Source organism: Pseudofrankia sp. EUN1h, assembly GCF_001854645.1.
Classification (GTDB): domain Bacteria; phylum Actinomycetota; class Actinomycetes; order Frankiales; family Frankiaceae; genus Pseudofrankia; species Pseudofrankia saprophytica.
Genome location: NZ_MBLN01000001.1, coordinates 133,742 through 157,844, shown reverse-complemented (window position 1 = coordinate 157,844; position 24,103 = coordinate 133,742). Strand labels below are relative to the sequence as shown.

General features: G+C 72.7%; 16 protein-coding genes. 6 read left to right on the top strand and 10 right to left on the bottom strand.

What is annotated here, in order from left to right; genetic code table 11:
• Positions 1-521 precede the first annotated feature (521 nt).
• A complete protein-coding gene (locus BCD49_RS00580) occupies positions 522-1,736 on the top strand; it encodes an amidohydrolase family protein (RefSeq protein ID WP_071040985.1) in 1,215 nt (404 codons plus the stop codon).
• Between the two features lie 224 nt (positions 1,737-1,960).
• Here the strand turns inward: BCD49_RS00580 and BCD49_RS40080 are convergent, their stop codons facing one another.
• On the bottom strand, positions 1,961-3,823 hold the full coding sequence (locus BCD49_RS40080) for a hemerythrin domain-containing protein (protein WP_083401169.1): 1,863 nt from the start codon (positions 3,821-3,823) through the stop codon (positions 1,961-1,963).
• 132 nt (positions 3,824-3,955) lie between these two features.
• Here BCD49_RS40080 and BCD49_RS00570 point away from each other — a divergent pair, with 132 nt between their 5' ends.
• The 3 genes from BCD49_RS00570 (at position 3,956) to BCD49_RS00560 (ending at position 9,837) form a co-directional block, all read left to right on the top strand.
• Positions 3,956-7,504: a BTAD domain-containing putative transcriptional regulator gene (locus tag BCD49_RS00570; protein ID WP_007508755.1), complete on the top strand. Its 3,549-nt coding sequence runs from the start codon at positions 3,956-3,958 to the stop codon at positions 7,502-7,504.
• 143 nt (positions 7,505-7,647) lie between these two features.
• Positions 7,648-8,796, top strand: coding sequence for an alkaline phosphatase family protein (locus BCD49_RS00565; protein ID WP_007508754.1), 1,149 nt, complete (start codon positions 7,648-7,650; stop codon positions 8,794-8,796).
• A gap of 132 nt (positions 8,797-8,928) precedes the next feature.
• A complete protein-coding gene (locus BCD49_RS00560; protein ID WP_051466120.1) occupies positions 8,929-9,837 on the top strand; it encodes an HpcH/HpaI aldolase/citrate lyase family protein in 909 nt (302 codons plus the stop codon).
• A 54-nt stretch (positions 9,838-9,891) separates the two neighbouring features.
• On the opposite strand, the gene BCD49_RS00555 is transcribed toward BCD49_RS00560, so the two are convergent.
• The 3 genes from BCD49_RS00555 to BCD49_RS00545 all read right to left on the bottom strand — a co-directional run bounded on the left by BCD49_RS00555 (position 9,892) and on the right by BCD49_RS00545 (position 12,811).
• On the bottom strand, positions 9,892-11,058 hold the full coding sequence (locus tag BCD49_RS00555; protein ID WP_071040984.1) for an acyl-CoA dehydrogenase family protein: 1,167 nt from the start codon (positions 11,056-11,058) through the stop codon (positions 9,892-9,894).
• 10 nt (positions 11,059-11,068) lie between these two features.
• Positions 11,069-11,530, bottom strand: coding sequence for a MaoC family dehydratase (locus BCD49_RS00550; protein WP_007508749.1), 462 nt, complete (start codon positions 11,528-11,530; stop codon positions 11,069-11,071).
• Positions 11,531-11,776: 246 nt separating this feature from the next.
• Entirely contained in the window at positions 11,777-12,811 is a 1,035-nt protein-coding gene (locus BCD49_RS00545) for a threonine ammonia-lyase (RefSeq protein WP_007508748.1), read from the bottom strand.
• Positions 12,812-12,894: 83 nt separating this feature from the next.
• Here BCD49_RS00545 and BCD49_RS00540 point away from each other — a divergent pair, with 83 nt between their 5' ends.
• Entirely contained in the window at positions 12,895-13,980 is a 1,086-nt protein-coding gene (locus BCD49_RS00540) for a LysR family transcriptional regulator (protein ID WP_241832220.1), read from the top strand.
• Between the two features lie 118 nt (positions 13,981-14,098).
• Here the strand turns inward: BCD49_RS00540 and BCD49_RS00535 are convergent, their stop codons facing one another.
• The 6 genes from BCD49_RS00535 to sigK all read right to left on the bottom strand — a co-directional run bounded on the left by BCD49_RS00535 (position 14,099) and on the right by sigK (position 22,743).
• Positions 14,099-16,561, bottom strand: a complete 2,463-nt coding sequence (locus BCD49_RS00535) for a glycosyltransferase family 39 protein (RefSeq protein WP_007508744.1) — start codon at positions 16,559-16,561, stop codon at positions 14,099-14,101.
• Positions 16,558-17,940 carry a bifunctional glycosyltransferase family 2/GtrA family protein gene (locus BCD49_RS00530; protein ID WP_035924289.1) on the bottom strand — a complete coding sequence of 461 codons (1,383 nt, stop codon included), beginning with the start codon at positions 17,938-17,940 and terminating at the stop codon, positions 16,558-16,560. Before BCD49_RS00530 ends, BCD49_RS00535 begins: the two co-directional genes overlap by 4 nt.
• A 303-nt stretch (positions 17,941-18,243) precedes the next feature.
• Positions 18,244-20,160: a sensor histidine kinase gene (locus BCD49_RS45750; protein WP_274535035.1), complete on the bottom strand. Its 1,917-nt coding sequence runs from the start codon at positions 20,158-20,160 to the stop codon at positions 18,244-18,246.
• 125 nt (positions 20,161-20,285) lie between these two features.
• Positions 20,286-21,101 (bottom strand): response regulator transcription factor, encoded by an 816-nt coding sequence (locus BCD49_RS00520; RefSeq protein ID WP_425343332.1) that lies wholly within the window; start codon positions 21,099-21,101, stop codon positions 20,286-20,288.
• A gap of 257 nt (positions 21,102-21,358) precedes the next feature.
• Positions 21,359-22,105, bottom strand: coding sequence for an anti-sigma factor (locus BCD49_RS00515; protein ID WP_071040983.1), 747 nt, complete (start codon positions 22,103-22,105; stop codon positions 21,359-21,361).
• On the bottom strand, positions 22,102-22,743 hold the full coding sequence (gene sigK, locus BCD49_RS00510; protein WP_071040982.1) for an ECF RNA polymerase sigma factor SigK: 642 nt from the start codon (positions 22,741-22,743) through the stop codon (positions 22,102-22,104). The genes BCD49_RS00515 and sigK overlap by 4 nt, the downstream gene beginning before the upstream one ends.
• Before the next feature lie 649 nt (positions 22,744-23,392).
• Here sigK and BCD49_RS44650 point away from each other — a divergent pair.
• Complete coding sequence (locus BCD49_RS44650; RefSeq protein WP_232793905.1) at positions 23,393-24,079, top strand: hypothetical protein; 687 nt, start codon at positions 23,393-23,395, stop codon at positions 24,077-24,079.
• Positions 24,080-24,103: the final 24 nt, after the last annotated feature.

The following is a 24,103-nucleotide window of genomic DNA, read 5'->3' as shown; positions in this document are numbered from 1 at the left end:
CTGACGGCTGACGGCTGACGGCTGACGGCCAGGTCTACTGCCGTCGCTGCCGCCTCCGCCAACGTTCACTGGCAGCACGCAGCCGGTAGATCACTACCTTCGTGTTGCCGCGGTTGCGGATCCGACCAGATCGCGACTGTGGCGACACATCCGCGGCGATCATGGTCGCGGACCGAGCGGTTCCTGCCGCCACGGCACCACAACGCCCACGCCCGACCCGCCCGCGTGCCCCCGCGCCCCCCGCACGCGCCCGCATGCGCCCGCGTGCGCCCGTCCTCGCCGGTGTCAGCGCTCGCCTCCAAGGCATCCGCGTGGACGGCGCCCCCAGGGGAACTTCGTTCGAGGGAAGAACTTCGTTGCAGGGCAGCGTCCCACCTGGGCCGTGGCATCCGGTGGCGGCCAGGAACGCCAGCCAAGGAGACCAAGGTCGCGTTCCCGCCGGACGAGGTCTCCTTGACACGTCAGACTGAAACCACATTCTATTATGAGTACGTCCCGCTCACCAGACCAGGGAGGTGCCCGTGGCCGCTCGGTACACGATCATCTCGGCTGACACCCACGCGGGTGCGAGCCATGAGACCTACCGCGAGTACCTCGACCCGTCGTTCAAGGAGGACTTCGACGCCTGGCGCGGCAGGTACAAGAACCCGTGGAAGGACCTGCGTGACACCGACCTGAGGGTCCGCAACTGGGATGACGACCGGCGCGACCGCGACCAGCTCTCCCAGGGCGTCGTCGGCGAGGTCATCTTCCCGAACACGGTGCCGCCGTTCTACCCGGGCTTCGTGCTGTTCGCCGGGCCGCCGACGGCCGAGGAATACCGCCACCGCCGCGCCGGCATCCACGCGCACAACCGGTGGCTTGCGGACTTCTGCGCCCGCAAGCCGGCACAGCGCGCCGGCGTCGGGCAGTTCTTCCTGAACGACATCGACGACGCCATCGAGGACATCACCTGGATCAAGGAGCATGGCCTGCGTGGCGGCGTGCTGCTGCCGAACGTGGCGCCCGATGTGAAGTGGGTGAAGCCGCTCTACGACCCGGAGTATGACCGGCTGTGGGCGGCCATCCAGGACCTGGAGATCCCGCTCAACCTGCACGGCGGCACCGGGTCGCCCAACTACGGCCGCTACGCGGCCAMCCCCGCGCTCATGATCAGCGAGGTGGGCTTCTACGGCATGCGGCCGTTCGTCCACCTGCTGCTCGCCGGCATGTTCGAGAAGTTCCCGCGGCTGAAGTTCGTCATCACCGAGTCGTCCGCGGCCGCCATCCCRCCGCTGCTCAAGCAGCTCGACGGCGTGCTGGAGAGCATCCGCGGCGGCGCGATCGGTGAGCTCAAATACCGCAAGGAGGACGCGATCCCGCGCTCGGCGACGGAGTACTGGCAGCAGAGCTGCTGGTCGGGGGCGAGCTTCCCCCGTCCCGCCGACATCGCCGCCCGCGACGTGATCGGGCACGACCGGTTCATGTGGGGCAGCGACTACCCGCACGACGAGGGCACGTCGCCGTTCACCCTGGAGGCCATCCGTCAGGTGCTGCACCACCTGCCCGAGGCCGAGGTGCGCGACATCCTGGCCGGCAACGCGGCGAAGCTCTACGACTTCGACCTCGACGCCCTCGCCCCGCTGGCCGCCGAACACGGCCCGACGGTCGAGGAGGTCGCCACGCCCCTCGGCGCCCTCCCGGAGAACGCGAACAAGGCCCTCCGCGACGCCCAGGCCCAGCTGGTGGCGGCCTAGTTCTCGGAGCCATCCAGCAGCAACAACTAGCCGACGGCCGTTGGCCCCACCGCCCAGGACTTGGCGGTGGGGCCAACGGCATGTCGCCGTCCCGGCCCCCAGCTGCGCTCGGTCTCGGCCGCGTTCCACCTCAACCGCGTTCCACCTCGACCGTCTCGGCCGCCTTCCGCCTTCCGCGTCGGTCTCCGAAGCCGGGCACCGGTCGGAGCGCACAAGCGTCCTGGTCAGCGGGCAGCGAGGGTCAGGAAGGTTCGGCGAGCCGCCCGGCGGGCCAGCCTGACGACCAGCGGGCGGGCGATGGCCGGCATCTGCGCGGTGAGCCGGGCAAGACCGTCCGGCCCGGCAGCCTGCTCGATCATGCCCAGCGACAGCAGCACCTGGCGGGGCGAGAGTCTCACCGAGCCGCCCTGGCCGAGTTCGGACCATTCCTTCGCCGTGAGCAGCAGGGCGGCGAGCGGCACGACCTCRCCTTCCTCGTCGTCGAGATGCTCCTCCACGGTGACGTCCAGATCCTCCAGCAGACCCGCCAGCTTGTCGCGCGCCGCCAGGCCCGCGCCGGGCCGCCAGGCGGCGGCCGTCCGTCTGGCCTCCGCTGCGAGCCGGGCCACCGCGTCGTGCTGGTCCCGCGCCGCGACGACCATCGTGGCCGCGGYCGGCTCCCGCTCCGTGAGCCGGGGCCACAGCACCCGGTCCTCGCCGGCGTGGTGCTCGTGCAGCAGGGTGAGGAGCAGTTCCAGGTGGTCCGCGACCGCGCCGGCCCGCCGGCTGTCGCCGGGCTGGACATCACGGACGAGGTCGGGCAGCAGCCCGAGCTGGTGCCGGAACATCGCGTGCACGACGAACATGTCCGACGTGTCGATCACCCCGTCATCCGTCGGTGCGGAGCCGACCGGTGCGGAGCCGACCGGTATGGGGCTGACCTGTATGGGGCTGACCGACGAGTGAGCCGGCGTGCTGGCGTTCGACGCGGTGCCGCGGGTGGCCGCGACGACGACCCCGGCGGCCGAGGGCCGTAGTGGCGCCCGGCGCGCCCAGCACACCGCGGCGGCCACCGAGGTCGCCGCGAGCAGCAGCCCCGTCTCGGTGCCGAACCAGCCGGTGGCGGACCGGTCCACGGTCGCCGGGGCCACCACCAGGTAGAGGGTCGCGTTCACCGCGGCGTGCGTGACCACGACGGGCCACAGCCCATACCGCAGCCGCTGCCAGGCCAGCGTCGAGCCCAGGGCGGTAAGCGCCACGGCGAACAGCGCCGCCGCGATGGGTGTGGGCACTCCATCCGGGGTGCCGCCCAGCACGATGATGATCGGAAGGTGGAAGGCCGACCAGATCAGGCCGCCGAGCAGCACCACCCGCGCAGGCGAGTTGCTGGTGGCCAGGTGTGGCAGCAGCACCCCGCGCCACCCGACCTCCTCCCCGACCGCGAGCAGGAGGTAGGGAAGACACCCGACGGTCACGCCGAGCAGGATGGCCAGCGCCGCCCCCGGCCCGGTTGGCAGCCCGTCGAGGTTGAAGCCGCCGGCGAGCTTCGCGCCGTCGAAGCCGCCGAGGCCGGTGAGCCACAACAGGATCCCGGCCAGCAGCGGGTAGGCGACGCCGTACGCCCAGGCGAGGCCAAGGGCACGCGCCGAGGTGCGGCGCCAGCCCCAGTCCCAGCCCGCGGAGCCGCGGCCATCCGGCCGGCGCCGTACCGACGGACGCTGTGCCGAAGGACGCCGTACCGGCAGACCCGCGACCGACAGACGCGCGACCGCCGCGCCCACCAGAGGCCAGGCCGCCTGGCCGTACATCGCCGCCTGCCCCAGCGCGGAGGCATCGCCGAGATGGCTGACATCGACGGACTGGTTCACCGCCACGCACGTGCTCGCGGCGGTGAGCCCGAAGGTGGTGGCGAGGAAGACGACCACCTCGCGGCGCGGACGCCGGCCGGTGGCTGCCTGGCCCTGTTGGGCGCGGCCGGCGGCCGACGCGACGCCAGGGCCGGAGCCGGCGGCCGGCGGGACGCCGGGGTCATGGATGAACGAGGCGCCGAGGTCGCGGGGCGACGGGTTCGGGCGCTGGGAGGCGGTGTCCGTTCCTGTATGGGTCATGGGTCGACCGTCGTCGCGGTGCCTGGTATGGACCTGGTGACGTCCTGGTACGGACCTGGTGACGTCCCCTGGTACCGCGCTGCTGATGCCGACCGGCCAGACGCCCGCGGGCCGCGTCGCTACCGTGGCGCCATGCGATTCGAGGTGCTGGGCGCCGTCACGGCGCGGGACCACCAGGATCGCGAGCTGGACCTGGGCACCGGCCGCGCGGCCACCCTTCTGGCGTTGTTGGTCGCGCAGCGGGAGGCTCCGCTGTCGCCGGCCCGGCTGGCCGACCAACTCTGGTCCGGGCGGCCGCCCGCGACCGCGGCCACGACCCTGCAGGGCTGGATCTCCCGGCTGCGCCGCCGGCTGGAGCCCGGTGTTCCGGCGGCGCGAGCCCAGCTGCTGGTCACCAGATCCGTCGGCTACCAGCTGGTGCTGACCGACCCGGTGGGTCAGCTCGACGCCGCGGCGTTCCACCGGGACGCGGCGACGCTCGACGTACAGCTGAGAGCCGGCCGCCCGGATCTCGCCGCCGCGGCCGGGCGGGCCGCGCTGGCCCGGTGGCACGGCGACGAGCCCTATGGCGGCCTCCTGGACGAGGCGCTGCCAGAGGAACCGGGCCGGCTACGGGAGGAGCGGCGCCTCGTCACGGAGCGGTTGGCGCTCGCCCGGCTGGATCTCGGCGATCATGTCTCGCTGCTCGGCGAGCTGGCGGCCGCGGTGTCCGCCGAGCCGACGCGCGAGAGCCTGTGGGCGATGCGGGTGCTGGCGCTCTACCGGGCGGACCGGCAGGCGGACGCGCTTGCCGCGCTCACGCGCGTGCGCGGCCTGCTACGTGACGAACTGGGTCTCGACCCCGGCGCGACGCTGCGAGCCGTCGAGACCGCGGTCCGACGCGCGGATCCGGCGGCGGCGGCCCCGGGCTGGTGGCCAGGCCGGCGGCCGGTCGCCGACGCCGCCGGCAGGCCGACCGCCACCACCGGCGGGCCGGTCATCACGGTGCCGTCATCCCGGCCGGTGTCACCGTTCGTCGGGCGGGCGGCCGAGCTGAAGCGGATGTCCACCGTCCTCGCCACGCTGCCAGCCGATGCCGATGCCGATGCCGATGCCGGGGGCGGGAGCGGGAGCGGGGGTCGGGGCGGAGCCGAGGCCGGGGCCCGGTCGCTGGTCGTGTCCGGGCCTGCCGGCGCAGGCAAGACCCGGCTGCTCGCGGAGCTGCTTGCGCCGTCGCCCAGCACCACCGCGCCGCCGGGGCTCGCGCGGCCGCGCTGGGTCCGCTGTCACCCGGGTGACGACGCCCCGCCCTACGATCTGTGGCGGCGGCTGTTCCCGGAGCTGGCGGCACCGCCGGACGCCTCCACGCGGTCCTGGGCCTTCGCGGTCACGGCGGCGGTCAGCGCCGATGATCGCTCCAGCCATGCCCCCAGCGGCCGCGCGACGGTGATCGTGGTGGACGACCTGCAGTGGGCCGACGCCGCTTCGCTGCGGGTGCTGGCCATCGTGGTCCGCGAGCTCGCGGGACGGCCCGCGCTGTTCGCCGCCACGGTGCGCGACGACTATTTGGGCGGCGCCGGGGAGCCTGTCGGCGCGGAACGCTCCGGCGGAGACCGGAGCGACGACGATCCCGTCGTCGCCGCGCTCGGCGCGCTCGGGCGGCTTCCCGGCGACCACCTGCGCGTCGGGCCGCTCGCCCCGGCGGCGGTGGCCGAATACGTGGCCGCGGTGGTGCCCGGCGCGACGTGGGACGACCCGGGCGCGGTCGCGGCGCTGGTGGCCGAACGCTGCGGCGGCAACGCCTTCTTCATGACCGAGCTCACCCGGCTCGTCGCCGCCGGCCGGCCCGCGGCCGACCTCCCGGAACGGGTGGTCGACGTCGTCAGCTCGCGGGTGGCCGAGCTGGGCGAACCGGCACGCGGGCTGCTGCGCGTCGCGGCCGTGCTCGGCGAGGACGTTCCTGCGGATGTCGCCGGGCAGGTCGCGGCGGTCGCCGACGCGGGCAGGCTGGACGAGGCTCTCGACGTCGCCGCGCGCGCCGGGCTCGTCGTCGACGAGCCCGGCGTGGTGCGTTTCGCGCACGCGCTGGTGCGGGAGGGGCTGGCGGCGCGCACGCCCCCGCGGGTTCAGGCCAGCTGGCATCGGCGGTGCGCCGACCTCCTCCAGTCCCGCGGCGCGGGCGTGCAGGCGGTGGCCGACCATCTGCTGCGCGGCGATGATCCGCGCGCCGCCGCCGCCGCGCTCGCCGCCGCCTCGGCCGCGCTCGCCGTCGCGGACTTCGACGGCGCCGTCGGCTGGGCGCGCCGCGGGCTCGAACGCGCCCCAGCCGCGGACGCGCCGCTGCGCGTTCGGCTCGGTCTGGCGGCCGGCAGGGCGCTGCGCCGTGCCGGCCGGCTCGCCGAGGCCGACGCCCTGCTCGCCGGCACCCAGGACGACGCGCTGCTCGCCGGCGAGGTGGATCTCGCCGCCCTGGCCGCGTTGGAACGATCGGGTGGGCCGGTCACCGGCTACTGGTCGATGGCCGGCGAGACATCCCCCGACCTGCGCGCGCTGCTCACCGTCGCGCGCGAACTGCCGGGGCTCGGGACGGCGGTCGCCGGCGCGCTGGACGCCGCGTGCGCCGCGCGGTTCGCGCTGGCGGGCGATGTGGAGCGCGCGCGACGCCATCTGGCCGCGGCCCAGGCGGCCTTCGACGCGACCACCGAACGGCCTCGACCCGCGGCGGGCAATGGACCGTCCCCGTCCAGCCCGGCGGTGGAGGTCGGCCCGGGGGCCACCGCGTGGGCCAGCGCCGACCTCGCGGAGGTCCATGGCCTGGAGCAGATGGTGCTGCTCGCGCAGTTCCTGACCTGGTGGCTGCCAGACCTGGCGGTCCGGCGGCTGGCCGTGCTCGACCGGCTCGGCGAGCTCGCCGGTGACGACGTCGGCGCCCGGCTCACAGTCACCCACCTGCGGGCGCTGACCCTCCTGGAGCTCGGCGAGCTGGAAAGGGCGGACGGACAGGCGCGGCTGCTCGCCGCCACGGCGAGCCGTCTGCGCTACGACGACTTCACGTTGGTCGCCGCCTGGTGGCGGGCGATGCGTGACCTGATGTCCGGCCGGCTCGACGAGGCGATCGAGGCCGCGGAGTCGGTGTTCTCGCCGTTGCTCGTGGCCTCCCCGGAGGCGGCGGTGGTGGCCCGCACCTCGGTCGAGGCGATCGGCGGGATGGTGGCCTGGGAGGGCGGCGCGCTGGCCGACATACTGCCCGGGCCCGAGGAAGCGCCGCCCACGGACCATGCCGGCTGGCTGATCGTCCGTGGCCTGGGGCTGGCACAGGCCGGCCACATCGGCGACTCGCTCGCCGCCCTCGCGTCCGTCCTGCGGCCGGGCCTTCCCGCGCTCGGTTCCGGCCCGGTGGCCACGAGCTCGCTGATCCTGTTGACGGAGTGGTGCTGGCACGCCCGGTCCAGCGCCCGCGCCCGTGAGTGGGCCCGGCCATTGCTCGACCGGGTGGAGGCGTGGGCCGACGCTGTCATCGTGTTCGCGCCCGGCGGCGTCTGCATGGGCTCCGGTCATCTCTACGTCGGCACGCTCGCCGCCATCCTCGGCGACCGTGAGCGCGCGCGGCGCGAGCTCGGCGCCGCGATCGCCGTCCACGAACGCCTCGACATGCCCCGGTTCGCGGCCCGCGCTCGCGAACGCGCGGAAGCGGTCGGCTGACGCGGAAGCGGTGGCTGACGCGGTCCGGATCGGTTCCCCGAGCGCCGCGGCCCCGCGCCGGGACGGACGGGCGTGGCGCGGTGAACGGGCACGGATGGTCCAACCGGTTCGACCGCGGGCGGGAAGCGCGGGAGACTCGGAGCGTGCAGTCTCCCGCGCTTCCCCGGTACGGCGAGGGTTCCTTGGCCGAGCTGGTGCCGGCATTGCTCGGCACGGTCGGAGCCCCGGGTTTCACCGAGGCTCCCCGGCTTGGGCTGGGCGAGGCACGATCGGTCTGCCTGCTGCTGGTCGACGGGCTTGGGGACGAGCTGGTGGCCGCGAACGCCGACGTCGCTCCCACCCTGGCCGCTCACCGCTCCGCGGCCCTGACGACCTGCTATCCGTCGACGACCGCGACCAGCATCACCTCGATCGGCACCGGCCTCTCACCGGGCGAGCACGGGGTGGTCGGCTATCTCTGGGAGCCCTATCCGGGGGCCGAGGGGCTGTTGAACGCGCTGCGCTGGCAGTTCCAGGGCCGGGACAGCACGGCCTTGGACATCATCGTGCCCGAGCAGGCGCAGCCCGAGCTGACCGCTTTCGAGCAGGCCACCGCGGCCGGGATCTCCGTGACCGTCGTCTCCCAGCCGCTCTACCGCGATTCGGGGCTGAGCCGGATGGCGCTGCGCGGCAGCCGCTTCTCCGGCGCGTCGACCTGGGGCACCCTGGTCGAACGCGTCATCGAGGCGCTACGCGCGCCGGGATTCGTCTATGCCTACGTCAGCGACCTGGACACCACCGGGCACACGCTGGGTCCGGCGTCCGCCGGCTGGCGCGCACAGCTGGCGCTGGTCGACAGGCTGGTCGCGACGCTCACCGAGCAGCTTCCCGCCGACTCGATGCTCGTCGTCACGGGCGATCACGGAATGGTCACCGTCACCGAGGACGACCACGTGAGCCTGGACGGGCGGCCGTCGCTGCTGGCCGGGGTGCGCGCGATCGGCGGCGAGCCGCGAGCCCGCTACGTCTACGCCCAGCCCGGCGCCGCCGGCGACGTCCTCGCCGCGTGGCGCGAGGGGCTCGGCGAGCACGCGTGGGTGGTATCGGCCGAGCAGGCGGTCGCGGACGGCTGGTTCGGTCCGAAAGTCACCGAACGGGCCATCCCCCGCCTCGGCGACGTCATCGCGGCGGCACGCGGCACCAGCGTGCTCGTCCGCCCCGACGTCGAACCCCGACTGACCACCATGCGYGGCCACCACGGCTCCCTCACGCCAGCCGAACAGCTCATCCCCCTGATCCGTATCCGCGCCTGACTCCTCCTCTCACGCCTCTCCTCCCGTGCCTCTCCTCCCGCGGGCAGGCAGACGCCGGGTCAGGTCGGCGGGACGCCGGAGTGCGTCACATCCAAGGTGAACGCGCGGGCCAAGACCGCTAGCGTTCTCGCCATGACGACCTTGGGAGAGCGCGGGTCGACGGGCGACGGGTCGACGGACGGTCGCGTCGCGCGGTGGCGGTCGCCGCTGTTCACCCCGGCGAACCGGCCGGACCTGATCGCCAAGCAGGCCCGCTTCGGCGCCGACATCGTGATCGTCGACCTCGAGGACGGGACGCCGCTGGGCGCCAAGCCCGAGGGCCGCGAAGGCGCGGTCACCGCGGTGCCGAAGCTGCGGGCCGAGTTCGGCGGCGCGATCATGCTGCGGGTGAACGGCGTCACCGACGCGGAGAACTTCGACGCCGACCTGGACTGCTACGCGGCGCTCGACGTCGACGGCATCGTCGCGCCGAAGATCGAGACGGTGGAGGACGTCGACCGGCTCGACGAGGCGCTGCGCACCCGCGGCGTGACCGACCGGTCGGTGATGTACGGGCTGGAGTCGGTCGCGGGCGTGCACCGGGCGGCCGAGGTGCTCGCCCACGCAGCCAGGAACGCCCGCGTCGACGCGGCGTACTTCGGTGCCGAGGACTTCATCGCCGATCTCGGCGGGCGGCGCACCCGGTCGAACGCCGAGGTGCTGTACGCCCGCTCGCAGGTGGCGATCGCCTGCCGGCTCGCCGGGGTCGTGGCGCTCGACCAGGTAACCACCACGATCAACGACCGGGAGCGGTTCCTGGAGGAGGCCTCGTTCGCCCGGGACCTCGGCTACGGCGGAAAGCTGTGCATCCACCCGGGCCAGGTCGCGATGGCGCACGAGGCGTTCACACCGTCGCCCGAGGAGTACGACCGGGCACGCCGGCTGCTCGACGCGTACGACGAGGCGCAGCGCGAAGGGCGCGGAACGATCAACTTCGAGGGCGGCATGGTCGACACCCCGCTCGTCCTGCAGGCCCGGCGCATCCTCGCCATCGGTGGCTGAGGCGGTCCCGGTGGCGGGCGCGGAGCGTCCGCCACCGGGACACCGCCCGATCGGTCAGTAGGAGCGGGGCAGGCCGAGGACGTGCTCGGAGATGTAGTTCATGACCATCTCCTGGGAGACCGGAGCGATCTTCATCAGCCGCGACTCGGCCCAGAAACGGCCCACCGGGTACTCCGTGGCGAAGGAGAAACCGCCGTGGGTCTGCATCGCCCGGTCCGCGGCGAAGAAGGCCGCGTCGGACGCCAGGAACTTCGCGGTGTTCGCGTGCTCCCCGCACGGAAGGCCCTGGTCGTAGCGCCAGGAGGCCTGCCGGATGACGAGCTCGGCGGCGGCGAGGCGCATGTGTGCCTCGGCCAGCGGGAAGGCGATCCCCTGGTTCTTGCCGATCGGGCGGCCGAAGACGACCCGCTCGTTGGCGTACTGGGTGGCGACGCGCAGCGCGGCCTTGCCGATGCCGAGCGCCTCGGCGGCGATGAGAATGCGCTCCGGGTTCAGGCCGTCGAGCAGGTATTTGAAGCCCCTGCCCTCCTCGCCGACCAGGTCGGACCCGTCGACCCGCAGGCCGTCGTAGCGCACCTCGCAGGACCCGACGGCGTTGCGGGCGATCTTGTCGATCTGGTGGATGTCGACCTCGGGCCGGCGCAGGTCGGCGAGCAGCAGCGTCATGCCGTCCGTGCGCTTCCTGACMTCCTCCAGCGGCGTGGTCCGGACCAGCAGCAGCACCTTCTCGGCGACGTGGCCCTTCGTCGTCCACACCTTCTGGCCGTGCACGATGTAGTCGTCACCGTCGCGGACGGCGCGGGTGGTGATCGACGTCGTGTCGGTGCCCGCGTCCGGCTCGGTGACGCCGAAGGCGACCTGCAGCTCGCCGGTGGCGACCCGCGGCAGGTACTTCTCCTTCTGCGCCTGGGAGCCGAACTTGACGACCGGGTTCATGCCGAAGACGGAGATGTGCAGCGCGCTGGCGGCGTTCATCGCGCCGCCGGAGGCCGCGACCTCCTCCATCACGATGGAGGCCTCGGTGATGCCGCCACCGCCGCCGCCGAACTCCTCGGGGATGGCAGTGCCGATCCAGCCGGCCGCGGCCATCTCGTTGTAGAACTTCCACGGGAACTCGTGGTTCTTCTCGTGCTGGCGCCAGTACTCGGCGTCGAACCCCTTGCAGATGTCCCGCACGGCCTCGCGGATGGCGGTGTGCTCGGGCGGTTCCTCGAACTCCATGGAKGCTCCCTCAGTCCGTCTCGTCCGCGGGCCGGCAGTGCATCAGCGCGGATCGGAACGCGCGGCAGACCAGCTCGTCGTACTGGTTGTAGCCGTCGTGGCGGAACTCCACGATCCCGACGCCGGGGCGCGAGCTCGACAACCGCGCCTTGGTCACCTCGGTGATGACGTGCAGGGTGTCGCCCGCGAACATCGGCTTGGGGAACTCGATCGAGCCGAAACCCAGGTTCGCGACCGTGGTCCCAAGCGTCAGCTCCGGCACGGCGAGCCCGACGACCGTCGCGACCGTCATCATCGAGTTCAGCAGCGGCCGCCCGAACTCGGTCTTGGACGCGAACTCGTGGTCGAGGTGCAGCGGCTGGGGGTTCATCGACAGCGTGGTGAACAGCACGTTGTCGGTCTCGGTGAGCGTCCGGGTGATCGCGTGGTGGACGACCGTCCCGACCGGGAGCTCCTCGAACCAGGAACCCATTCTCCGGCTCAGCGCACTCGCCTCCTCAGGTTCGGTGCCGGGCCGTTCCGGCACCTGAGACCACACACGGGCTCACTACAGCACGCCGAGCGACCGTCGCGCCCCGAGAAGTGGCGCGTGCCGCCGCTCGTCCGGCTGGTCCCGCTCTCCCGATCCGATAATTACCATCTCGCGAACCGGTAAGTACCATCTCGCAGCCCGGTAGGTCCAGTCTCACGATGCAGGTGGGCCCCGCCCGCGGCTCGGCTACGCGGCGGCGGCCGCGAGATCGGTGGCGGCGAGGTCGGTCGCGGCGAGGTCGGTCGCGGCGACCGAAAGGGCCGCGATCTCGGCGGCCGAGGCGTTGCCGCCCGTGACAACCACCGCGACGCGCTGGCCGGCGAAGTCATCCGGACGAGCGAGGATCGCGGCGAGGGCCGCGGCTCCGGCGCCTTCGGCCAGTGTGTGCGCGTCGCTGGCGAGCAGGCGCTGGGCGTCGGCGATCTGGTCGTCGTCGACCAGGTGGAAGTCGGCGAGGCCGGTGCGCAGGACCCGTTGCGGCAGCTCGTAGCCACGGCCGGTGGCGAGGCCGCAGGCGTTGGTCCGGATCGGGCGGCGCACGCACTCTCCGGACCGCCACGAGTCGTGCGCGGCCGGCGCCGACGATGACTGGACGCCGATCACCCGACATCGGGGCGCGAGCCGAGCGGTGACCAGGCTGGCGCCGGCAGCGCCGGTCCCGCTACCGATCGGGACGATCACCGCGTCGAGGTCGGGCCACGCCTCGACGACCTCGAGATACGCCGTGCCCACGCCGGCGATGAGTTCGGGAGTGTCACCGGGACTGACGAGCAGTTGGCCGCTCTCGGCGGCGATCTCCTCGGCGCGGGTCTGGGCCGCGGCCATGTCCGGGCCGTGCAGCTCGACGGTCGCGCCGAGGGCGCCCAAGGCCCGGACCTTCGAGGCGGCGGCGGTCGTCGGCATGACGACCGTGCACGGGGCGTCGAAGGCGGCGCTGGCATAGGCCATCGACTGGGCGTGGTTGCCGGTCGAGTAGGTGATGGTGCCGCGAGCACGCCGCTCGGACGACATGCCGGCAAGCAGCGTCAGCCCCCCGCGCACCTTGAACGCGCCGGTTGGCTGGACGTTCTCGTGCTTGACGTAGATCGTCACCCCGACGGCGGCGTTGAGCGCCGGGTAGGTCCACATCGGCGTGGCGGGCAGATGGCCGGCCAGCAGGTCCCGGGCGGCGGCGATGTCGTCGAATGTCGGGAGGGCACGGGCGGCAGGACGGTCATCCATGTCACCATGGTCAGCCGCGGTCTCCCATTGGTCCAATGCCAGATTTCGGCTAGAACTATCAACGACGTTGATATGTTGACCGGATGCTGGACATGACCAGGCTGCGGGTGCTGGTCGCGGTCGCCCGGCACGGCTCGGTCACCGCCGCGGCTCGCGCCCTCCAGTACGCGCAGCCGTCGGTCAGCCACCACCTGGCCCGGTTGGAGGCGGAAACCGGCAGCCAGCTCGTCCAGCGCGTCGGCCGCGGGATTCGACTCACCGAAGCGGGCCGGGTGCTGGCAGAACGGGCGGAGGAGATCCTCGGCCGGCTGGACGCGGCCGAAGCGGAGCTCGCCGCCTACACCGGTCTGCGGGCCGGCCGGGTCCGTCTGGTCGCGTTCCCGTCGGCGCTCGGCACGTTCGTACCCGCGGCCGCGGCAGCGTTCGCCGCCGACCATCCCGGCGTCGAGCTGCGCCTCACCGAGGCCGAGCCGCCGGACGCCATCCGCCTGTTGCGGGCCGGCGAGGCGGACGTCGCCCTGCTCTTCGCCTACCGGGACCTGGCGCGGGATGAACACCCGGAAGCCTCGCCGCCCGGCGGCGGGCGGACCCCGGTCACGCAGGCACCGACGCCCGCACCGGCACCCGCACCGGCACCGGCACCGGCACCGGCACCGGCACCGGCGATGGTTCCGCGACCAACGCGGCCGACGCCGAACGAACGGCTGTCGCCTGACCCGACGTGGATCGAACCGGAGGACGACGGTCTACGCCGGATGACGCTGCTCACCGAGTCGATCTATCTGGTGACTCCGGCGGGCCTAGCGGGAGACCGGTTGGCCGACCATCGCCACCGGCGCTGGATCGCGGGCTGCGAACGGTGCCGTACCGCGCTGCTGCGCTCCTGCGCCACCGCGGGATTCAGCCCCGACATCGCCTTCACGACCGACGACTACCTGGCCGTCCAGGCGCTCGTCGCCGCCGGCCTCGGCGTGACCACCCTGCCCGGCCTGGCCCTCCAGGCGCATCGCCATCCCGGCGTCCGGGCGAGCCGGCTGCCCGGCCAGACCCGCACGGTCAGCGCCGCCGTCCACGGCGAGYCGCCCGACCCGCCGGTCACCGCCGCGCTCCTCGCTCATCTCAGGGCCGCCACCACCGCCTGGGCGTCCTTCAACGTGACCAAGGACTAGCACCGCCGCGAACATCCACGCGGCCTACCCACCCGCTCCCGAGCCGACAGCCCGGCGCTGGTACCGGCCGTGGGGCCGGTACCAGCGCCGGGCTGCGTGCGCCGGGCTCGACGAGCCGCTAGCTCGCCGGCTTCGTCAGGTCGTAGACGGTCTGACTCCCGACGGTGACGGAAGTGAACGTCGCCTGGACCCAACTGGCGATCTGGGAGTTGGCACCGCCACCGCCGCCGAAGCCGCCACCGCCGCCGCCTCCACCGAGGTAGTAGTGGATCTTGCCGTCGGCGACGTACTGCTTGAACTGGTCCAGGGTGAGGACCTCGTCGCTTCCCGTGAAACCACCGATCGCCATCACCGGAAGGCCGCCGGTGGCGAGCTCCAGCGACGCGGCGCTCTGCGCCGAGCTCACGGCGGCGACCCAGCGATACCCGTCGGATCCGCTGGTGAGGAGCTGGGTGACAGCGCTGTCGGCCTGCCCCTCCATGCCGCCACCGCCACCGCCGAGGCCGCGGTCCTGACCGGTCAGGTCGCCGTCCTGACCGCTCGTGGCACTCCCCTGCTCACTCGGGGCACCCTCCTGGCCATTGGGCGCGCCCTCCTGACCGTTCGCGGCGCCTTGCCCCGGCGCGCCGCCGCCCATCGTCCGGAAGCCACCGGCACCACCGGCCGAGGCGGGCCCGGCCAGCGGAATCGAGCCCGTGTGCGGCACCGAGGCCGTTTCGAGGGCGTAGGCGGTCGGTGCGGCCAGCGTTCCGAAGATCACAGCGGCCAGGGCCAGCACCGCGGCCGACCGGCGAACGGGCGAGCGCCGCAGGACCGGCCAGAGCAGCAGCGCGGCGGCACCGACCAGGCCGACGACGAGGACAGGAACCCGCAACCAGCTCTGCCAGTCGGTGCGGCCCAGCAGGACGTAGCTCCAGACCGAGGTCACGCCGACGCTCAGCGCCAGCAGCAGGCGGCTGACGATCTCATCCCTGGTGCGCCACAGCTCCCGTGCGCCCAGGGCGATCGTTCCGGCGAGCCCGGGGGCGAGCGCCACCGTGTAGTACTCGTGGATGGTGCCTTCCATGTAGCTGAAGACGACGCCGGTCACGACCAGCCAGCCACCCCAGAGGAGCAGCGCGGCGCGCGCCCGGTCGGTGCGGGCGGCTCGCCGGGTCGCCCACAGGCCGCCGACCAGCAGGATCAGCGCGGCGGGAATGAGCCAGGAGATCTGGGCGCCGAAGTTCTCGTTGAACATGCGGCCAAGGCCGGCCGTCCCACCAAAACCGCCACCGCCACCGCCAGGCCCGCCGGCACCGGGCGCCCCGCCGAACGCACCACCCATCGCGTCGGACGCGGCCGAACCATAGCCGGCCGCGCCGTTCAGGCCAGGCACCGTCCCGCCCGCCCCGGTCGCTCCGCCCGCGGCGCCGAGGCCACCCGCGTACTGCTGACCGGTCGATCCGAGCGCGGACAGCGCCTCCGACGCCACGGCGCCCGGACCACCGCCGCTCCCACCACCGCCGCCGTTGCCGTCCCCACCGAAGATCCGGCCCAGCCCGTTGTAGCCGAACGCGAGGCCGAGCACGCTGTTGTTCCCGGAGCCGCCGATGAACGGCCGAGAGCTCGCCGGCCACAGCACGGTCGCGAGCACCCACCAGCCGGCACCGACGATCACACCGACGGTGCCCGCGAGTACGTGGCCGATCCGGGCACGCAGCCGGGTCGGCGCGGCGATCAGATAGACCAGCGCGAACACCGGCAGCACCACGAACGCCTGGAGCATCTTGGTCAGGAAGCCGAACCCGATCGCCAGGCCCGCCAGCGCCAACCACCGCCACGAGGCCGCCTCCAACGCCCGCGTCACGCAGTAGGCGCCGATGACGAGCAGCAGGACGAGAAGCGCGTCCGGATTGTTGAACCGGAACATCAGCACCGCCACCGGCGTGAGCGCGAGCAGCGCCCCGGCGGCGAGCCCGACGGCCGGGCCGGCGACCCGCCGCACGGCGGAGTAGAGCAGGCCGACGCTCGCGACGCCGCACAGCGCGTTCGGCACGAGCATGCTCCAGCTCGAGAACCCGAACACCCGGCCGGAAAGCGCCATCATCCACAGCGAGGCGGGCGGCTTGTCGACGGTGATGTAGTTCGACGAGTCGATCGAGCCGAAGAACAGTGCCTTCCAGCTCAACGTGCCGGCCTGCACGGCGGCCGCGTAGAAGCTGTTTCCGTAGCCGGACGCGCCCAGGTCCCAGAGGTAGAGCACCGCCGTCAAGGCGAGCAGGACGAGCAGCGCGGGACGCGCCCAGCGCGGGTCCTCGGGCCGGCCGCGCACGAGCCGAGTGAGCCGGCCCGAGCGCCCCGCGGCTCCACCGGAGTGAGCGCGACGCCTCCCGCCAGGGTGTGGCTCGGCGACGGGTGGCTCGACGACGGGTGAGTCCGCGGTGGGCAGGTCGGCGACGGGTGCGTCGGCGAGCCTGTGCTCTCCCGGCCAGGTGTCCACGACGGCGACCTGGCTCGGTTCCACGGGGTACGGATGGTCGGCCACCGGGTTCTGGCCGGCCGAGTAGCGGGGAGCGCCCCAGGCGCCCTGGTCGGAGGTCATGATTCCTGCTCTGGCTCGCGGGGACGGACGGGCTGGAAGAGGCTGCCGGGAACCGACTCGCTCGGCCGCTCCGCTTGGGGGCGAGGCACGTCGGAATGGCCGCCACGGCGCGGGTGGAACACCCAGGCGCGGAAGGCGACGAAGCGCAGCAGCGTGGCCGTGAGGTTGGCGCCGATCAGCACGGCGAGCTCGAGCACCCGCCCCGCGTCGGGAGCGAATGCCTTCAGACCGCCGAGGGCGCCGCTGGTCAGCGCCAGGCCGAGGCCGAAGACGACCAGTCCCTCGACCTGGCTGCGGGCGCCGACCCCGCGGATGCCGAAGGTCAGCCGGCGGTTGGCGGCCGTGTTGGCGACCGCGGTGAGCAGCAACGAGACGAGGTTCGCCCCCTGCGCGCCGAGCGGGCCGCGCAGCAGGACGAACAGCGCCAGGTAGGCGGCGGTGCTCGCGACCCCGATGGTCCCGAACCGCGCGAGCTGCTGGATCAGCTGCCGCTGGCCCGACGCGTCGGACACCTCGGACGGGATGAGCGGCTCCTGCGTCGTCAACGGCGCGCGGCCGAGCTGGGCGCGCAGCTCCCGGACGGGCAGCTGCCCGCTCGCCAGTGCCCGGCCCAGGCGCGCGATTCCGCGCAGGTCGGCGAGCGCGGTGGCGACGATGTCGACGCGGCTGTCCGGGTCGTCGACCCAGTCCACCGGCACCTCGTGGATCCGCAGCCCGGACCGCTCCGCCAGGACGAGCAGCTCGGTGTCGAAGAACCAGCCCGTGTCCTGCACAAGGGGCAGCAGCGCGTGGGCGACATCGCCGCGGATCGCCTTGAAGCCGCACTGCGCGTCGGAGAACCGGGCCGACAGCGCTCGCCGCAGCAGCAGGTTGTAGCAGCGGGAGATCACCTCGCGCTTCGGGCCACGCACCACGCGAGCACCCGGTGCGAGCCGCGTCCCGATCGCCAGGTCCGAATGTCCGGAGATCAGCGGCGCGACCAGCGGCAGCAGCGCGCCCAGGTCCGTCGACAGGTCGACGTCCATGTAGGCGAGCACCGGCGCCTGGGACACCCCCCAGGCCGCGCGCAACGCCCGGCCGCGGCCCTTCGCGTCGAGATGGAGGACCGCGACCTCGGGAATCCTTGCCTCTAGCTCGTTCGCCACGGCCAGCGTGCGGTCGGTGCTGGCGTTGTCGGCGATCGTGATCCGAAAAGGGTAGGGAAATGTTTCGACGAGGTGACGGCGCAGCCGGGTGACACACGGCTCCAGATCGGACTCCTCGTTGTACACCGGGATTACCACGTCGAGCAGGGGACGCGCCCCCGGATGAGGAGGCCGAGCCAGAATGTGCTCGACCATCGCGGTGGCGCCGCCTTGCGGATGCACTGTCGTGGCCATGGCACCAGGTTCGATGCCGGTCCTGTGTTCTCCATTGCGGAAACCTGTGGGCCGGCTGTGAATGCTCCACCGCACGGACGTTCTCCTTTTCCTGAACCTCCGGAAGACGAGTGGAAAACGTGACGAAACAACGCGGCAAGGAGGCCGCCGCGGCAGGTCCCCGACGCATGCGCGGCGATGACGGAAATACGACAGGAACCACCGGTCCGCACACAGAGCGAGCCACGCGTGACCGGTGGTCCGAGGGCTGATGGCACCGCCGTGGGCCTATGGCCCGAGCGAGGCTCACAGCCGCCGGTGTCGTCAGCCGCGCGTGGAGATCGGCCGCTGGCCCCACCCGGCGCTCGCGGAGCTGGCGACGGCGGCCATCGCCCCCGTGACGGCGACGGGATCGGCCGCGTCAGCGGGATCGGCCACGGCGGCGGGATCGGCCACGGCGGCGGCGGCGTCGACCGCCGTACACAGCGCGCCGGCTACGCCCGCCACCGCCGGCGGCACCGGCGGTGGCGCCTGGATCGTTGGAAGGATGACGGTGAAGACCGTGCGGCCGGGGACGCTGGTGACCGTGATGCGTCCACCATGGGCCTCGACAACCGCGGCGACGATCGCCAGTCCCAGACCAGTACTGCCGGCGTTGCGTGACCGTGACGAGTCGCCCCGCGCGAACCGTTCGAAGACGTTGGGCAGCAGTTCCGCCGGAATGCCGGGTCCGTCGTCGGTCACCGAGAGCCGGATCTCGCCGTGCTCCAGGCCGGCCGCGACGTTCCCCGCCGCGACCTTCCCCGCCCCAGCCTTTCCCGCCGCGGCTGTCCCCGCCGCGGAGTCCGCAGGGACCACGTCGAGGGCGATGGTGACGGATGTGCCCGGCGGGGTGTGGGTACGGGCATTGGCCAGCAGGTTCGCGAGCACCTGGTGCAGGCGGGCCTGGTCGCCGCGAACCGTCACCGGCTCGGGCGGGAGGTCCAGGCGGAAGCGATGCCCGGGCGCGGCGATGTGCGCATCGCTGACCACGTCGACGACCAGCAGCGACAGGTCGACGCAGCCGTGCTCCAGCGGGCGCCCCGAGTCCAGCCGGGCAAGCAGGAGCAGGTCCTCCACCAGGGTGGTCATCCGTTTCGTCTCGGACTCCACCCGGCTCATCGCGTACGCGATCTCCGGAGGCACCGAGGCTCCCGCCGGATCGGCCGAGCCCGGGTTTCGATCGCTGATCCGCCGGGTGAGCTCCGCGTAGCCGCTGATCGCGGCAAGCGGGGTGCGCAGCTCGTGGCTCGCGTCGGCGACGAACTGGCGGACCCGCGTCTCGCTGGCATGCCGGGCGGCCAGCGCCGCGCCGACGTGGCCCAGCAGGTTGTTCAGCGCCGCGCCGACCTGGCCGACCTCGGTCCATGGATCGGTATGGACGTCCGGAACCCGGACACGCAACGTGACCTCGCCACGGTCCAGCGGAAGCTCCGCGACCTGGGCGGCGGTCGCGGCGACCCGGCGCAGCGGCCGCAGCGTGCGCCGGACCGTCACCGCACCGATCACCCCGAGGAGCAGCACCCCGCCGCCGGCGACGCCGCCGGCGATGATGAGCAGCTGGTTCACGGTGGCGTCGACCTCGGCGAGCGACAGTCCGCTCACGACCACGAGGCTGCCGTCGGGGACCGGTCCGGCCATCACTCGGTAGGAGCCGAGGTCACCAAGCGTGATCGTCTGGACGGTCCTGTTCGCGGGCACGGCGGCGAGCTTGTCCGTGACGTCGGTGGCGAGTTTCGTGATGACGTTGTCTTTTCCGAGAACGACAGCGGTCTCGACCTTGCCGTTGACGATGCGCGCGGCGATGGTGCCCGGCGTCTGGCCGAGCAGGCCGACGAAGGCCGCCGGCGTGCCCTGCCAGGGTGGTACGCCCGTCCCCGCCCGTGGCCCGAACAGCGCGCCGTCACCGCCGGAGATGAGCCCATCGCCTGAGGCGGCATCGCCGGCGCCAGGCGTCCCGCCCTCCGTCGGCGTCTCGCTCGCGGACCCCGGCACCGTGCCGGAAATCAGCCGCTGGGAGTCCGGCGGAGGCTTGCGCCACCGGTCGTCCACCGCGGTGAGACGGCCGTCGACCTGCTTGACGAGGTAGGAGCRCAGTTCGAGGGCGGTCACTCCAACGATCGTCGCGGAGACGGCCGTCAGCAGCAGGACCAGCAGCGCGAGCAGCCTTGCCCGCAGCGACCACCGCCAGGRCGCGAACATCCGTCGCGGCGCGCGCGACGGACGTGCGGAGCGGGACGACCGCCGAGGGCGGGACGACCGCCGCTGGGCCACGGCGGCGTCCACTCCGGCGGCGTCCATTCCGGCGGCGTCCATTCCGGCGACGTTCACTCCGGCGACGCCGCGGCCGCCGGGCCCGCCGCGGCCGGCGTCGCCTGCACGGCCGGCAAGGCGGAGCGGAGCACGTAGCCCGCGCCACGCATCGTGTGGATCATCGGCTGGCGGCCGACGTCGATCTTCTTGCGCAGGTAGGAGACGTAGAGCTCGACGACGTTCGCCTGGCCGCCGAAGTCGTAGTTCCACACCCGGTCGAGGATCTGGGCCTTGCTCAGCACGCGGCGCGGGTTGCGCATGAAGTACCGGAGCAGCTCGAACTCGGTCGCGGTGAGGTGGATCTCCATACCGTCCCGATAGACCTCTCGGCTGTCCTCGTCAAGGCTGAGGTCGCCGACGACGAGGACGTTCCGGCGGGCCGCGACCTTGCCGTGCACCCGGCGCATCAGCCCGCGCAGCCGGGCGGCGAGCTCCTCGATGCTGAAGGGCTTGGTCACGTAGTCGTCGCCGCCGGCGGTAAGCCCGAGGACCCGGTCCTCGACCGCGTCCTTGGCGGTCAGGAACAGCACCGGGATGTCCGGGCGGACGGTCCGCATCGAGCGCAGCACCGCGAGCCCGTCCATGTCGGGCAGCATGATGTCGAGCACCACCGCGTCCGGCTGGAACTCGTCGACCATCCGCAGCGCGGCCTTCCCCGTGCCGGCGGCGGCGACGTCCCAGCCCTCGTAGCGCAGCGCCATCGTCAGCAGCTCGGCCAGCACGGTCTCGTCGTCGACGACCAGCACCCGCAGCGACCGGCCGTCGGCCGCCCGTGGCTCGAACGCCGGCCCGCGCGCCCCGCGCGGCCCGGCGGACTCCATCGACATCACCGCGGCCGAGGCATACGGAGCCGTCGCCGCGGCGGGTGGCACGCCCGGCTCCGCCTCGGAGGCGGCGCCACTACCAGCGCCCAGGACGGTGGTCGGAACCGATTCGCGCCATGCCATACCCAGAGAGTGGACGCGCCGGCTGTGGACTTCCTGAGTCGTCCCTGTGAAACACCTGTGGACGGGCCAACGCGCCGATCGGAACACAGGTGACGAACCCGCCGACGGCTCCCCCCGAGGGAGCCATCGGCGAGTACGGGCTAGTTGCGAACGGTGGCGGTGCCGATGACGKGGGTGGTGGGCTGCTTGGAGCCGCCCTTCGGTTCGACGGTCACCTTCACCGCCTTCACGTTGCTCTCAAGCTGCAGGAGGCGGGTTGCCTTGACGGAGTTGCCCTCGACGATGGCGGCGGACTTGACTCCCTCGGGCGTCGACATCCACAGCTGGTACACCCGGTTGTTGGGAAGCGGCGGCAGGTCGCGGACGTCGACGTACGCCTTGTCACCGAACGGGATCACCGCGATACTCCCGCCGCCGGTCATCGGCTGCGCCGAGCTGGCCGCGGCGGCGGCCACGACCGCGTCGAGGTCCGCTACCCGCGACCGCTCCGCGGCGAGCTGGTTGCGCTGGTCGACGGATACCGCGCCGACGACGCCGAGCCCCACCAGCGCCACGACCGCCGCGGCGGCGGCCGCGATCGCRACCGCCTTCAGCTGGCGGCGCTCGCGCCGCTGGCGCAGGTCGTCGCCGGGCACTCCGGGCACGATKGGCGGCAGCTGGCGGGTCTGGTTGATCTCGCTGAGCAGCGACGCCCGCAGGGACAGCGGCGGCGTCTCCGGCACCGCCTCCCCGAGCATGGTCGCGACGGTGCGCAGCTCGACGACCTCCCGGGCGCAGGTCGGGCAGTCGTCGAGATGCGTCTCGACGTCGGCGCGGTCGTGGCCGTCCAGCGCATCCAGCACGTAGGCGCCGGTCAGGAGATGTGCCTCCGGCGACGTCGAGGTCATGCGCCCACCCCCAGGCAGTCGCGCAGCCGGATCAGGCCGTCGCGCATACGGGTCTTCACGGTCGGGACCGGGGTCGAGAGCAGGTGCGCGACTTCCCGGTAGGTGTGGCCGTTGTAGTAGGCCAACATGATCGATTCACGTTGGAGGTCGGTGAGACCGCCCAGACAGCGGCGAAGCCGCTCGTACTCGAGCCGCAGCTCGACCTGCTCGGTGACGTCGTCGTAGCCGACGTCACCGTCCCGCGGCGCCCACACCGCGCCGACCCGCCGTTCCCGGTCGGTCGCCGCCTGGGCCGAACGCACCCGGTCGACGGCCCGCCGGTGCGCGAGCGCGCAGGTCCAACCGGCGGCGCTCCCCTTGGCCGGGTCGAAACGGCTCGCGAGCCGCCAGATCTCGACGAAGACCTCCTGGGTCACCTCCTCCGCCTGGGCCGGATCGCRCACGACCCGCTTGACCAGGCCGAAGACCTGGGGGGACAGCTGGTCGTAGAAGGCGGCGAAGGCGTCGCTGTCGCCCCGGCCTGCGCGTTGAAGCAACTGCTCCGGGGCTGCCCCGCCGCTAGTGGTGGTGGCGCCGTAGTCCGCCGCCGCGACGGCATAGAGCGCTCTGCCGTCGTCGTCATCCGCGCGTTGGGGCATGGGCCGGAACCTCCGGGTCATGAGTGGGGCGTCATCGCCGGCCGCGCCCTCTCGTGGCGCGGTCACTGGTAGTTCGACGCTGCGGCCCCGCCGGATTGCCCAACCCTGAGATCGTCTTCAACTGTTTACCTGGACGAAAGATCACAGACGGACCGCCCGGTCCGGCCCGGCGCCTGGCTGGGCGACCAGAGGTCCCCCGACGGAGCCAGGCAATGATCATCAGCGCCTGGCCGGCGCGGCTCAGCCCATGGCCGAGYGGGCCTAATCGCAGACACCTTCGACGGTAAGGCGACGGGTCGGAGACCTGACACCCGGAGTAGTGAAAACGTACCACCTCTCCTCCGGGAGGCGGTGGCAGAATCGAGATACCGAGAAGGTGAAACCGCCGAGGCCTGCTCGCGGCCACCCCGACGATCCGGGTGCTTTCAGGCGTCCAGAGGAATGGAATTCCGTTCTTTCACAGCCACGATGCACGGCCCGCACAACAACCCTGTGACGGTTTCCACCACAACGAAAAACCCACTCTTTTAACACTTTTGAGGAGAACGCCGTGCCTGTTCGTCGCGCGCGTGTGCTGGCCGCCGTGGCCGGGCTGGCGGGAACGCTCACACTCACGGTCGCCTGCGCCGCCGGCTCGGCGGCACCAGCGGTGAACGCCGCGGAATCCTCGTCTCCGACATCGCTCGCCCCGGAATCCACCGCTTCGGAATCCACCGCCACGGCTTCGACCGACAGTCCCGCCCCGGCGCCTCGGAGCACGCCGGCCGGGTCGCGCGGTGCCGATGACGGCGACGTGGACGGGGATGGCAAGGCCGACGAACTGACGATCCCCAAGGCAGGTACCCTTTCTGCCCGGTATTCGGGCGGAGGCGGCGACACCGTCCCCTTCGACTCCGCCGATCCCGCTTTTGTCGACGTCCGCGTTCTGGGTGTCGTCGACGCCGATGGTGACGGCCATGGCGAGGTGTTCGTCAGGACCGACCAGGGTGCCGCCCACAGTGCCACGACGGTGTTCCGGTACACCGACGGCCACCTTCGCCTGATGACGCTGGACGGCGCGCAGGCCTCGCTCCCAGCCGGCGGTTCGACCGGGTTCGTTGCGTCCTGGAGCTGCCGGCCCACGGGCGCGACCGAGGCCGCGTTGGCCACGGCGTCCGGCGCCAGCAGCGAGCCAAACGTCTACACCCTGCACATCGCGTATTACCGGTTCGATGGCGACCGTCTCGTCCAGTTGCGAACCATGTCCGCGGGACCCGCCGCCCTCGGCACTCTCCCGGTCGAGCGCGACCGCGTCACCGGCAAGCCCGGCTGCGGCTCCGTCGATCTCGCGGAATAGCCAGCCAACCCGACTGACCCCGCC

Excerpts from the sequence above, each read along its gene's own strand:
- BCD49_RS00530 (WP_035924289.1), bottom strand. The coding sequence starts at position 17,940 with ATGGCCACGACAGTGCATCCGCAAGGCGGCGCCACCGCGATGGTCGAG.
- BCD49_RS00570 (WP_007508755.1), top strand. The coding sequence starts at position 3,956 with ATGCGATTCGAGGTGCTGGGCGCCGTCACGGCGCGGGACCACCAGGAT.
- BCD49_RS00535 (WP_007508744.1), bottom strand. The coding sequence starts at position 16,561 with ATGACCTCCGACCAGGGCGCCTGGGGCGCTCCCCGCTACTCGGCCGGC.
- BCD49_RS00550 (WP_007508749.1), bottom strand. The coding sequence starts at position 11,530 with ATGGGTTCCTGGTTCGAGGAGCTCCCGGTCGGGACGGTCGTCCACCAC.
- BCD49_RS00545 (WP_007508748.1), bottom strand. The coding sequence starts at position 12,811 with ATGGATGACCGTCCTGCCGCCCGTGCCCTCCCGACATTCGACGACATC.
- BCD49_RS00560 (WP_051466120.1), top strand. The coding sequence starts at position 8,929 with ATGACGACCTTGGGAGAGCGCGGGTCGACGGGCGACGGGTCGACGGAC.